Here is a 12,111-nt window from a genome sequence, read left to right as displayed (position 1 = left end):
GACGGGCGATCCGGCAGGAAGGGCAGGTTGGCAACCCCATGGACGACGGCAGGCGCGAGGACCCGGGTACCCGTCTCGGCTCTTGGAAGGGCCTCGTCCCGCTCGGCGTGGCCGCGGCCGCCGCGCTGCTGATCGGCGGCGGCGTGGACACGGTGCACCGCCACCAGCGCGCCGCCGAGAAGGAGCACGAGGCGAAGCCCGCCGCCAAGGCCGAGAAGACCGAACCGTCCGTCGTCGTCGGCGTGGCCAAGCAGGGCACGTCGCTCCTCGTCCGAGACGTGCAGACCGGGGCGAACGTGGGGCTCCCCGTCGCTGCTCCAGAGGGCCGCCGCTTCCACCGCGTCGCCGCCCTGAAGGACGGCTCGTACATCGTCGCGTCCCCGGGAGACCGTGACGTCACCTTCCAGCGCCTCCGCCTGGACGACGGGCGCCCGAAGGACCTCAAGCCCATCCCCAAGGCCACCGTCCCCGGCGTCTCCACCGCCTGGTCGGACCTCGCCGTGAGCCCGGACGGCGCGAGCATCGCCTACGTCATCTACAAGGGAGCGCGCGCCCGCGTGGACGTCGTGTCGCCGGAGACCGGTGTCCACAAGGTGTGGACGACCAAACTGCGCGCCCGCGTCGGAAGCCTCTCCTGGTCCGGCACCACGCTGTCCTTCGTGTGGAGCCCGGTCGGCTCGGCGAAGCACCAGGTCCGCAGCATCGACACCAACGGCGCCGCCGGAGACCTCAAGACCAGCAAGGCCGTCATGCCCCTGCCCAAGGGCAGCTCCAACGCCGTCCTGAGCCGGGACGGCAACTCCCTCATCGCGGCCGTGGCGAAGAACTCCGAACTGACCCTCCAGACATTCACGCTGCAGGGAGCCCCCACCAAGACCCTGTGGACGCAGAAGGTGAAGGCCGAGCCCACCGCCCTCGACATCGCCCACACCGGCCACGGCGTCATGGCGACCGCGGGCGACCTCTACGCGCAGGGCGTCCCGACCGTCCCGGGAGAGGATCTCGCCGACGCGGCCTGGTGAGACCTAGAGTGGGTCGCAAAACCGGGCGAACGGAGCGAAACCGTGGGCATGGTGATGGCAGTCAGCTTCACCCGTTACGGCCGGCTGTTCTACCTCGACCCGGGCCCGCACAGCCCCAGGGTCGGCGACAAGGTCCTCGTCCCCACCGACTCCGGCCCCGAGGTCGCCGAGTGCGTGTGGGCGCCCCAGTGGGTCTCCGAGGACATCGACGGCCTCCCCGAGTGCGCGGGCCCCGCCACCGACGAGCACCTGGCCCGCGACGAGGCCAACCGCCGCCGCCGCGCCGAGGGCCGCTCGATCGCCAAGCGCCTCATCCGCAAGCACGACCTTCCGATGAAGGTCATCGGCGTCGACTACCTCGACGCCGACAACGTCTTCAAGATCTACTTCACCGCCCCGCACCGCGTCGACTTCCGCGCCCTCGTCCGCGACCTGGCCCGCGGCATCAAGGCCCGCGTCGAACTGCGCCAGGTAGGCCCCCGCGACGAGGCCCGCCTCCAGGGCGGCATCGGCCCCTGCGGCCGCGACCTGTGCTGCGCCACCTTCCTCAAGGACTTCGAACCAGTCTCCGTCCGCATGGCGAAGGACCAGGACCTCCCGGTCAACCCGCTCCGCATAGCCGGCGCCTGCGGCCGCCTGATGTGCTGCCTCAAGTACGAGCACCCCCTCTACATGGAGTTCAAGGAGAAGGCGCCCCGCCTGGGCTCGCGCGTCAGCACACCGGAGGGCGAGGGCCAGGTCATCGGCTACAACGTTCCCGGCGACCGCGTCACGGTGAAGGTGGGCTCCCGCCGCTGCTCCTGCCCCTCCGCCTCGGTCTGCTCCCCCCGCCAACAACACGACGCCCACTACAACCCCACCCCCGACGACCCCACCTGACCGACGTCCCACCGCCGACAAGCAGACGTGGGCGGGTCGCCAGCCGGTGCCGTCGTGGTGCTACAGCCTTCCGTTGAACCGACGCCGGACGACGCGAGAGCGGGCGCGTCGTGGAACCGGCCGGACTGCTGACCGCCAACGGCCGCTGGTACCTCATCGCCTGGTGCCGCACACGCCGGGCCGGACGGGGCTTCGCCGCATCGAACCTCAAGGGTTGATATACGGTCGCGGGCAACCTTGGCACCTTCCTCCCCTTGTCGCGGCTCTCTGGTTTTCGCACCATTCCGGGCAAGGCGCCATTTCCCGCAGGAGGTACTCCGTGAGACTGCGCGTCGCGACCTTGCTCGCGGGCATCGCCGCCGTCCTGGCCGCCGTCAGTCCCGCGGCGTCCGCCTCGCCGGGGGCCGGGCGGGACGTGCGTCCCGTCGCGGCGCCGGGTGCGGAAGGGGGCCAGGCGGTCTACGCCGGGGGAACGCGCTGCGTCCTCGGGTTCAACGTGCGGCAGAACGGGACGTACTACTTCCTCACCGCGGGCGGTTGCGCACAGGTCGGCATGGCGGTCTACGCCGATCCGGGGCTGACCGTCCAGCTCGGGACGGTCGTCTCGGCCACGACCGGCGGCGTCGCGCTCGTCCGGTATGTGGAGCCCTCCGTGGAGAGGCCCGGGAGCGTGTACCTCTACCCCGGGTCCCAGGACATCACGACGGCGGGCAGGCCGGTCGTCGGGCAGCGCGTCTGCCGCAGCGGGCCCACCACGGGCCTGCGCTGCGGCAGCGTGACGGCGGTCAACGTGACCGTGAACTTCCCCGACGGGACCGTCACCGGGGTGGCGATGACGAACATATGCACGGAGCCCGGGGACGGTCCCGGGGCTCCGTACTTCTCGGGCAGCACAGCGGTCGGGCTGGGGATCGGCGGCTCGGGCAACTGCACCAGCGGCGGAACGTCCTACTTCCTGCCGATCTCTCCGGTGCTCAGCGCCTTCGGTGTCAGCGTGTACTAGCGCTTGGGGAGGAACTGGGCGAGGGCCGCGGTGACGCCGCAGAAGGCCATGACGGGGAAGAGGGATGCCTGGAAGGCGTCCTCGACCTCGCCCAGCGCGCCGTAGAAGACGATCCCGACCAGCGCGACGCCGAGGGCGTTGCCGACCTGCTGCGCGGTGGACAGGACCCCCGCGGCCGAGGCGGCGTGCCGGTCGGTCACGCCGGACAGGACGAGCTCCGACAGCGGCGCCAGGACGAAGCCCATGCCCGCCCCGACGAGGGCCAGGCCCGGGATGAGCCAGCCGATGGCCTGCCCGGTCTCGGCGAGCAGGAGCAGGCACCCGGCGGCCTGCACCGCGGCGCCCAGCGCGAGGGCCTGCCGCCCCAGACGGGCGGCGACGGCCGTGGCGCGGGTGGACGCGGCGAAGTAGCCCGCGCCCAAGGCGACGAAGAGCAGTCCTGACTCCAGGGCGCTGAGGCCGCGCCCCTGCTGGAGGTACAGAGCGAGGTAGAGGAAGAAGGACGCCATCGCCAGGGTGTAGACGAGCGCCAGGCCGCTGCCGACGCGGAACGCGGGCTCGCGGAACAGCGCGGGCGCCACGAGGGGCGCGCTGCTGCGGCGCTGGGACAGGGCGAACGCGGCGAGCAGGACGACCGAAGCGGCGAGCGACGCCCACGTCCAGGCGGGCCAGCCCAGGCGGCGTCCCTCGATCAGGGGCAGGACGAGCGCGACGAGCCCGAGGGTGACCAGGATCGTCCCCGGGACGTCCAGCCGGGTCCCGGCGGAGCGCGGCTGGGACGGGACGGTCCGGCGGATCAGCGCGAGCGTGACGAGCCCGACCGGGACGTTGATCAGGAAGATGCTGCGCCAGCCGGTGCCGAACAGGTCCGCCTGGATCAGCACACCCCCGATGAGCTGCCCGAACACGCCGCCCAGGCCCATCGCGAGGCCGTAGGCGGTGAACGCCCTGGCGCGCGCCTCCCCGGTGTACACGCCGTTGATGATCCCGAGGACCTGCGGCATCAGCAGCGCGGCCGCGATCCCCTGCACGACCCTGGCGGCGATCAGCGTGCCGGGGGACGGGGCGAGCCCGCACGCGAGCGAGGCGGCCGTGAACACCGCGAGGCCGAGCGCGTACATCCGGCGGCGTCCGGCCAGGTCGCCGAGGCGGCCACCGGTGATCAGCCCGCTGCCGAGCGCCAGCCCGAACCCGGCGACGACCCACTGGATCGCCGTCGCACCGGCGCCGAGGTCGGCCTGGATGTCGGGGATCGCCACGTTCACGATGAAGAAGTCGAGGGTGGTGATGAAGATGCCGGTGAGCAGGACGAGCAGGGCGCCGACGGACGCGGCCGGCGGAGGCGCGGCCTCGCGCGGGTGCCGTCCCGCCACTGGAGTCGCCGTGTGCGACATGGTTCTCCTCAGGTCGTTGTTGTCCGCACCTAGACGATCTCGCCGGGGAGGTCGTGAAGGCGATGACGCGTGAGGTAATGCCGCGTAATTGGGTTGTGGTGCCAGGGCGGCCGCCCTAGCGTCCGTCGCATGGACTTGGACAGGCCCGCACGACGGCTCGGGCAAGACGACCTGGCCGCCTGCCAGCGGCTCGCCGAAGACCGCGAGTGGGGCCGCGAAGACCGCAAGTGGCGGTTCCTGTTCTCGGTCGGCGACGTCTACGGGATCGACGACGGGAACGGCGAACTCGCCGCCGCATTGGTGTCGACCCCATACGGCGGGGACGTCGCGGCCATCAGCATGGTGCTCGTGGCCAAGCGCTACGAGCGGCGTGGCCTGGGCGGTCGCATCATGCGGCACGCGATGGACAACACCGACACGAAGAGCTTCTGCCTGACGGCCACCGAATACGGGCGTCCGCTGTATGAGCGTCTGGGGTTCCGCTCCGTCGGGCTCTGCACGACGTACAAGGGCACAGGGGAGGGGCCGTACAAGCGGGGCGTATCCGTGCCGGCGGAGGCGGCGGACATGCCCGCCGTCCATGCGCTGGACATCGAGGTCTTCGGCGCCGACCGCTCACGGCTGGTCGAAGGACTGCCGTCGTTCTGCGAGACCTTCCGCGTCGTCCGGGACGAGACCGGCATCAAGGGGTTCGGCGGCGTGTGGTGGAACGACGACCGGGCCGTGGTCGGCCCCGTCACCGCCCAGGACGCCGAGACCGCGCTCGCGCTCGTCGAAGAGATCGTCCCGGCCGGGCCGATCCGACTGGACATCGACCACCGGCATCCCGAGCTGGTCGAATGGGCGCGGGGGCACGGCCTGCGCCCGGCGTTCACCACCACGGTCATGGAGTACGGCGCGCCCATCGCGAACGACCCGGCGCGCCTCTTCCTCCCCGTGGCCCAAGCGCTCGGCTGACCTGCGCTTTCCCGTGATCCAGGGCCTCGGCGGACCTATCCCTTCGCGGGGGACGGGCTTCCGCCGGGCAGCGCATAGCGGACGATCTTCTTCCACGTGCCCGTGACCTGCTTCGACAGCGAGCCCGTGTGATAAGGGATGTCGTACTTGTCGCACAGGGCGCGGATGCGCGGAGCGATCTCGGCGTACCGGTTGCTCGGCATGTCGGGGAACAGGTGGTGCTCGATCTGGTGGCTGAGGTTGCCCGTCATCAGGTGGAACAGCTCGCCGCCCGTGATGTTGGCCGAGCCGCACAGCTGCCGGACGTACCACTCGCCCTGCGTCTCGCCGTCCAGCCGCTCCTCCTCGAACACCTCCACGTCGCCGGGGAAGTGGCCGCAAAAGATGATCATGTGGGCCCAGACGTTGCGGAGCACGTTCGCGGTGGCGTTCGCGGTCAGCGTGGACAGGAACTGCGGGCCGCTGAGCAGCGGGAACGCCAGGTAGTCCTTGCCCCACTGGCGGCGGATCTTGCGGCCGATGGCGCGCAGCTTCTCCCTGGTCACCGCCTCGTCGGCCGTCCCGGCCCGGATCTTGTCGATCTCCAGGTCGTGCAGCGCCACCCCGTACTCGAAGAACATCGCCAGCAGCAGGTTGTAGAGCGGCTGCGCGAGGTGCGCCGGGGACCACGGCTGCTCGGGCGCGACGCGCAGGATGCCGTAGCCGACGTCGTTGTCCTTGCCGAGGATGTTCGTGAACGTGTGGTGGACGAAGTTGTGCGAGTGCTTCCACTGCTCGGCCGGTGAGACGTTGTCCCACTCCCAGGTCGTGGAATGGATCTTCGGGTCGCGCATCCAGTCCCACTGGCCGTGCATGACGTTGTGCCCGATCTCCATGTTCTCCAGGATCTTCGCGACGGCCAGCGTCGCGGTCCCGGCGATCCAGGCGGGCGGCAGCGAGGAGGCGAGCAGCAGCGCCCGGCCGCCGATCTCCAGGCCGCGCTGCCAGCGGATCACCCGGCGGATGTAGGACGCGTCGCGCTCGCCGAGATCGGACATGATCTCCTCGCGCAGCGCGTCCAGTTCGGCGGCGATGGTCTCGTAGTCCTCGGCCGTCAGGTGCTCGGTCATGCTGCTCCCTTCACAGTTCGATCTCCACGGGCCCGGCGGCCGCCGAGACGCAGGTCTGGACGATCTCGCCCTCGTCGCCGTGCACCTCGCCGGTGCGCAGGTCGCGGACCTTGCCGGACGCGAGCCGCCCGACGCAGCCGCGGCAGATGCCCATCCGGCATCCGCTCGGCAGCAGCGCCCCGGCGTCCTCGCCGGCCACCAGGAGGGGCGTGCCCCCGTCCGCGTCGGCCGTGACGCCGCTCCTGGTGAACGTGACGCGCCCGCCCTCGCCCCCGCCGCCGTCCAGGACGACCTGGAACCGCTCGACGCGCAGCCTCTCCTCGATCCCGGCGGCCCGCCAGTGCGCGGAGAGGTCGTCGAGCATGTCTCCCGGACCGCACGCCCACGCCTCGCGCTCCGCCCAGTCGGGGCAGACGTCGGGCAGTTCGGCCGGCTTGAGGCGGCCTTCGGTGGTCGTGTGGCGCTCGTGCAGGCGCACTCCGGGCATCCGGCGGATCTCGTCGCCGAAGATGACGTCCCCGGCCGTCCGGTCCGAGTGGACGAGCACCGCGTCGGCCGCGCCGCCGAGATGCCGCAGCATGGCCATGACCGGCGTGATCCCGCTGCCGGCCGTCACGAACAGCAGCTTGCCGGGCACGGGTGAGGGGAGGGTGAACTCGCCCTCCGGCTGCGACAGGCGGACGATCGTTCCGGGCCTGATCCCGCTGACCAGGTGCGCGGAGACGAACCCGTCGCGGGCCGCCTTGACGGTGATCGTGATGCGGCCGTCGCGGCGCGGCGGCGACGACAGCGAGAACGTCCGCCAGTGCCGGACGCCGCCGACGTCCACGCCGATCTTGACCCACTGGCCGGGCCGATGGGCACGCCAGGCAGGCCCCGGTTTGATCACCAGGGTCGCGGTGGAGGGGGCCTCGCGCCGGACGGACTCGATCCGTCCGCGCAGCTCGGCCGTGGACCACAGAGGGTTGACCAGGCCGAGGTAATCCTCCGGCAGGAGCGGCGTCGTGAGAAGCCGGGCGGCCGCCGCGATCCGCCGTCCCGCGCTGGAGCGGCCTGGACGTCGCGGTGCGATGGTCAAGGTTTCCTCCCCGGGGGCGCTAACTTACGTTCGCGTAACCTACGGTCGCGTAGGAATCGGGGAAGATTCAAGGCTTCGGCGGCCAAAGCGACAGGCATCACACCATCAATCGATGTTCCATCCACGGATGTAATGCCCGCTGATAAAAGACGATCCACGATTTGTCGGCCGAGCAAGAAGCCCCGTGCCCGCCCGGAGAGCACTGCACGCGGCGTTCGGCCGCTCCTTGGGCGGCTTCGCCCCGTCCACCGCCGGTGTCGAGCCGCCATTGAGGTATGCCTTGGCGCGCTGCGGCTCCTCTCGATCCGGAAGCGGGTCCTCCGCGAGGTGTCGCAGCTGCTCCGGCCGCTATTTCATCTATTTCTCACCCGTGCCTCACGAACGCCACAGGAGCGGTCAAGAGCCTCATCCGCATGAATCGGAGACTCCTGGTCAACGGCGCGTTGGGCGTGCTGCTCGCCGCCGGGGCCGGAACCGCGTACTTCGCACTCGGCGACGGAGACGACGGCGCCGCCGCGTCCACCCGCCTCTCCCGCGTCTCGCGCGGGACGGTGATCTCGTCGGTGTCGGCGTCCGGCTCGGTGGGGAGCGCCCGGAGCCGTTCGCTGTCCTTCGGCGCCTCCGGGACGGTCGCCAAGATCTACGTCAGGGCGGGGCAGAAGGTGAAGACGGGCGACGTCCTGGCCCGCCTCGACCAGACCGAGGCGATCGAGAACGTCAACGCCGCCAAGGCGAACCTGGCCGTCGCCGCCGACGGGGACACCTCTTCCGAGAAGGGCTACGCCGGTTACGTCCAGGCGAAGAACTCCTACAACTCGGCCTTGCGCGCATACCAGGGGACCGTCCTGAAGGCCCCGTTCGCCGGGACGGTCACCGCCGTCAACGGGACGGTGGGCGGCGGCTCCAGTGGTTCATCCTCGTCCTCCTCGGGGTCGGGTTCCGGGTCCGGCTCCGGGTCGTCCTCGCCCTCCTCGTCATCCGCCTCCTCCTCGTCGGGCTCGGGCTTCGTCGAACTCGCCGACACCGCGCACCTCCAGGTCGAGGGGGAGTTCACGGAGGCGGACACCACCAAGCTGAAAGCGGGTCAGGCCGCCGCGGTCACCTTCGACGCGCTCACCGGAACGACCGCCACCGGCAAGATCACCGCGATCGGCGCGGCGCCGACGACCACCGACAACGTCGTGAAGTTCCCCGCCACGATCGCGTTGGAGGACGTCCCGTCCGGGGTCCGGCTCGGCCAGACCGCCACGGTGGAGATCACCGTGGCGCGGGCGGAGGACGTCCTCCATGTGCCGAGTGCGGCGGTCAGGACGGCCGGCGGGCAGAGCACGGTCACGGTCGTCCGCAACGGCAGGCAGATCCCGACGACGGTCGAGACCGGCGTCAAGGGCGACCAGGGAACCGAGATCAAGTCGGGCCTGAACGAAGGCGACCAGGTCGCCGTGACCTCCACGTCCGGCAGCGGGAACACGAGCGAACGCGGCTTCCCCGGCGGCGGTGGCGGCCCCGGGCTCGGCGGAGCGCCGGGTGGAGCGCCGGGCGGCGGAGGCCGTCGATGACCGCGCCGAGGCCGCCCGCTGCGGGGGCGCCGCCGGCGCTCGACATGCGCGGCGTGACGAAGGTGTACGGGACGGGCGACACCGCCGTCCACGCCCTGCGCGGCGTCTCGCTCACCGTGGAGCGCGGCGACTACGTGGCGATCATGGGCGCGTCGGGCTCGGGCAAGTCGACGCTGATGAACATCATCGGCTGCCTGGACGTGCCGAGCGCCGGCCGCTGCCTCCTCGACGGCATCGACGTCGCCGGCCTGGCCGAGCGGAACCTCGCGATCCTGCGCAACCGCCGCATCGGGTTCGTCTTCCAGTCGTTCAACCTGATCCCGAGGATGTCGGCGCAGGCCAACGTGGAACTGCCCCTCGCCTACGGCGGGCTCAAGGGGGCCGAACGGCGGCGCCGCGCTCTCGCCGCCCTGCGCGAGGTCGGCCTCGCCGACCGCACCCGGCACGAGCCGAACGAGCTGTCGGGCGGCCAGCAGCAGCGCGTCGCCGTCGCCCGCGCCCTGGTCACCGCACCGACCCTGCTGCTCGCGGACGAGCCGACCGGCGCGCTGGACAGCGCCTCCACCGCCGACGTCCTCGGCGTCTTCGACCGGCTCAGCCGCACCGGCCGCACCATCGTCGTGATCACTCACGAGGACGACGTCGCCGCACACGCCAAGCGGACCGTCCGGCTCGTGGACGGCCGCGTCGTGGCGGACGTCCGCCGGGAGGTCGCAAGGTGAGCGCCTTCGAGATCCTGCGCTTCGCCGTGCGCGGGCTGTCGGCCAACAAGCTGCGCAGCTCCCTCACCACGCTGGGCATCATGATCGGCGTCGGCGCGGTCATCCTGCTCGTCGCGGTCGGCAACGGCTCCTCGGAGCAGATCAAGAAGAGCATCCAGCGCCTCGGCGCCGCCTCCCTCACCGTCACGCCGTCCACGACGGGCCGCGGCGGCCCGGGCGGCTTCGGGACGCAGGACCAGGCCTCCGGCCCGCGCACCCAGGCCCGGGACCTCACCGTGCAGGACGCCGAAGCGCTCACCGCCGCCGGCCAGGCCCCGTCGGTCAGGAGCGCGTCGCCCGTCGTGACCGGCCAGTCCGTCACCGCCGGGTACGCGGGCACGAGCACGACCATCGACCGGTTCGTCGGGACGACGCCGTCCTACTTCGCGGCCGCGAACAAGACCCTCGCGTCCGGCGCGGCGTTCACCGCCGATGACGTCACCGCCGCGAGCAAGACGGTCGTGCTCGGCAGCACGGTGGCCACCGACCTGTTCGGACGCGTGGACCCGATCGGCAAGAAGATCGACGTGGGCGGGATCCGCTTCACCGTCACGGGCGTCCTCAAGGCGACCGGCTCCTCCTCGTCCACCTTCTCCGACCCGGACGGCATCGCCGTCGCGCCGCTTCCCGCCGTCCAGGAGACCCTCACCGGCTACGGCGCGCTCGACCAGATCATCGTCCAGGCCAAGGACACCGGCGCCGTCGACGCCGCCGAGGCCGAGGTCACCGGCATCCTCGGCCAGCGGCACGGCACGGGCTCCTCCGGTACCGCCGACTTCACGGTCTCCAGCCAGGCGAGCGTCCAGTCGGCGGTCAGCGAGTCGAGCCGGACCTTCACCGTCCTGCTCGGCGCCGTCGCGGCGATCAGCCTCCTGGTCGGCGGCATCGGCATCACCAACATCATGCTGGTCACCGTCACCGAACGGACCCGCGAGATCGGCATCCGCAAGGCCATCGGCGCTCCGCGCGGCGCGATCCTCGGCCAGTTCGTCGCGGAGGCCACCGTCCTCAGCCTCGTCGGCGGCCTGCTCGGCGTCCTCGCGGGCGTCATCGGCAGCCTCTTCACGATCGCGGGTGTGGAACCCGTCCTGGTGCCCTCATCGATCGTCCTGGCTCTGGCCGTCTCCGTGGCGATCGGCCTGTTCTTCGGCAGCTACCCGGCCAACCGCGCCGCCAAGCTCCGTCCCATAGACGCCCTACGCCACGACTGACTGAAGGACTCCTATGCGCCATCCAGGCCATCACCCACCGAAACACGCCCACAGCAGTCACCGAAAGCGCCCCAGGACCACTGAACGCCACATGCCCCCTCAGAACACGCCCGAGCGCACGCGGGTGCGCTGTGACCGGGGGGCGGGAAATGCCTGACGAGCCGATGGGGGACGCGGAACTCCTGGCGAGTTCGCCGTTCGAAGACGATCTCGGCGCCGAGTTGACGGAAGGGCCGTCGCAGAGGTCTTTGCCAGGGCCGACGCTCTACCTCGCGGCCGGGGTCATCCTGGTGGCCGGTTTCCTCTGCGGCGTCCAAGCGCACAAGTGGTCGTCGGACGGGTCAACCGGCCCGTCCGCCGGCGGCGCGGCCGGGGGCCCGGAAGCCGGACGCGCACGGACCGGGGGCTACGGCGGCCCACCCGCTTCCGGCGACGGCCCCGGCCAATACGGCGCACCAGGCAACGGGCCGGCGAACGGACCGGGGAGCGGCGCGAACGGAACGCCGGGAACCGTGGGGACGGTGACCAAGGTCGTCGGCGACACCCTGTACCTGCGCACCTCGTCCGGCAAGACCATCAAGGTCAGGACGACCGGCACGACCAAGATCCGCATTGTCGAGGACGGCGCGCTGCGCGACCTCGGCGCGGGCACGACCGTCGTCGTCCGCGGCTCCACGGGTGAGGACGGCTCCCTCACCGCGACCACCGTGAACGAAGGCTCCGGCCGTTGATCGCCGCGGATGGACGCACCCGAGCAGACCGACAAATCACATGGGAAGGATGATCTCGATGGGCAGCACAGGCTCACGCCGAATCCTCGGCGTCCTGGCCGTCGGCGGTGTGCTCCTGCTGAGCACGGCATGCGGAAACGGCGACACGACGACCGCGGGCCCTGACAAGTCCGCCGCCGCCGATCCGATGGCCTCATTCCGAGCATGCCTTGAAAAGCAGGGCGTCACCCTCCCGAACGGCGGCCCCGCCGCCGGCGGCACACCCCCCTCCGCCCCACCCACCCGCCCAACCGACGCCCCATCAACCCACCCCACCGACGCCCCAACGACCCACCCAGGCGCCCCCGGACCCGGCCGCCCCACCAACGCCCCAACCCAACGCCCCACGAGATCCGCAGCAGAACAAA

The 12,111-nt window shown here is 71.4% G+C and carries 11 protein-coding genes and 1 pseudogene; 9 read left to right on the top strand and 3 right to left on the bottom strand.

Going from position 1 to position 12,111, the window contains the following annotated elements; all coding sequences use genetic code 11:
• Window positions 1-38 precede the first annotated feature (38 nt).
• From K4S16_RS16510 to K4S16_RS16495, 4 genes and pseudogenes are all read left to right on the top strand, one after another.
• A complete protein-coding gene (locus K4S16_RS16510; RefSeq protein ID WP_149259826.1) occupies window positions 39-1,022 on the top strand; it encodes a hypothetical protein in 984 nt (327 codons plus the stop codon).
• A 48-nt stretch (window positions 1,023-1,070) separates the two neighbouring features.
• Complete coding sequence (locus K4S16_RS16505; protein WP_149260157.1) at window positions 1,071-1,901, top strand: regulatory iron-sulfur-containing complex subunit RicT; 831 nt, start codon at window positions 1,071-1,073, stop codon at window positions 1,899-1,901.
• Window positions 1,902-2,002: 101 nt separating this feature from the next.
• Window positions 2,003-2,119 (top strand): annotated as a pseudogene (locus tag K4S16_RS16500) (WYL domain-containing protein); the annotation flags it as partial.
• A gap of 101 nt (window positions 2,120-2,220) precedes the next feature.
• Window positions 2,221-2,904 carry a S1 family peptidase gene (locus tag K4S16_RS16495; protein WP_149259825.1) on the top strand — a complete coding sequence of 228 codons (684 nt, stop codon included), beginning with the start codon at window positions 2,221-2,223 and terminating at the stop codon, window positions 2,902-2,904.
• On the opposite strand, the gene K4S16_RS16490 is transcribed toward K4S16_RS16495, so the two are convergent.
• Entirely contained in the window at window positions 2,901-4,298 is a 1,398-nt protein-coding gene (locus K4S16_RS16490; protein ID WP_149259824.1) for an MFS transporter, read from the bottom strand. The two genes, K4S16_RS16495 and K4S16_RS16490, sit on opposite strands and share 4 nt — an antisense overlap.
• 129 nt (window positions 4,299-4,427) lie before the next feature.
• Here K4S16_RS16490 and K4S16_RS16485 point away from each other — a divergent pair, with 129 nt between their 5' ends.
• Window positions 4,428-5,255: a GNAT family N-acetyltransferase gene (locus tag K4S16_RS16485; protein ID WP_149259823.1), complete on the top strand. Its 828-nt coding sequence runs from the start codon at window positions 4,428-4,430 to the stop codon at window positions 5,253-5,255.
• Window positions 5,256-5,290: 35 nt separating this feature from the next.
• On the opposite strand, the gene K4S16_RS16480 is transcribed toward K4S16_RS16485, so the two are convergent.
• Window positions 5,291-6,364, bottom strand: coding sequence for an acyl-CoA desaturase (locus K4S16_RS16480; RefSeq protein WP_149259822.1), 1,074 nt, complete (start codon window positions 6,362-6,364; stop codon window positions 5,291-5,293).
• 10 nt (window positions 6,365-6,374) lie between these two features.
• A complete protein-coding gene (locus K4S16_RS16475; protein WP_235036850.1) occupies window positions 6,375-7,442 on the bottom strand; it encodes a ferredoxin reductase in 1,068 nt (355 codons plus the stop codon).
• A 413-nt stretch (window positions 7,443-7,855) separates the two neighbouring features.
• Here K4S16_RS16475 and K4S16_RS16470 point away from each other — a divergent pair, with 413 nt between their 5' ends.
• The 4 genes from K4S16_RS16470 (at window position 7,856) to K4S16_RS16455 (ending at window position 11,704) form a co-directional block, all read left to right on the top strand.
• On the top strand, window positions 7,856-9,001 hold the full coding sequence (locus K4S16_RS16470; protein ID WP_149259821.1) for an efflux RND transporter periplasmic adaptor subunit: 1,146 nt from the start codon (window positions 7,856-7,858) through the stop codon (window positions 8,999-9,001).
• Window positions 8,998-9,723 (top strand): ABC transporter ATP-binding protein, encoded by a 726-nt coding sequence (locus tag K4S16_RS16465; protein WP_149259820.1) that lies wholly within the window; start codon window positions 8,998-9,000, stop codon window positions 9,721-9,723. Before K4S16_RS16470 ends, K4S16_RS16465 begins: the two co-directional genes overlap by 4 nt.
• Window positions 9,720-10,973, top strand: coding sequence for an ABC transporter permease (locus K4S16_RS16460; protein WP_149259819.1), 1,254 nt, complete (start codon window positions 9,720-9,722; stop codon window positions 10,971-10,973). Before K4S16_RS16465 ends, K4S16_RS16460 begins: the two co-directional genes overlap by 4 nt.
• A gap of 521 nt (window positions 10,974-11,494) precedes the next feature.
• Complete coding sequence (locus tag K4S16_RS16455) at window positions 11,495-11,704, top strand: hypothetical protein (protein ID WP_149259818.1); 210 nt, start codon at window positions 11,495-11,497, stop codon at window positions 11,702-11,704.
• Window positions 11,705-12,111: the final 407 nt, after the last annotated feature.

The sequence above is a fragment of the Actinomadura sp. K4S16 genome (assembly GCF_008327685.1).
Taxonomy (GTDB): domain Bacteria; phylum Actinomycetota; class Actinomycetes; order Streptosporangiales; family Streptosporangiaceae; genus Spirillospora.
Note: the sequence above shows the minus strand (reverse complement) of the source record. Positions and strands in the feature narration are given on the sequence as shown.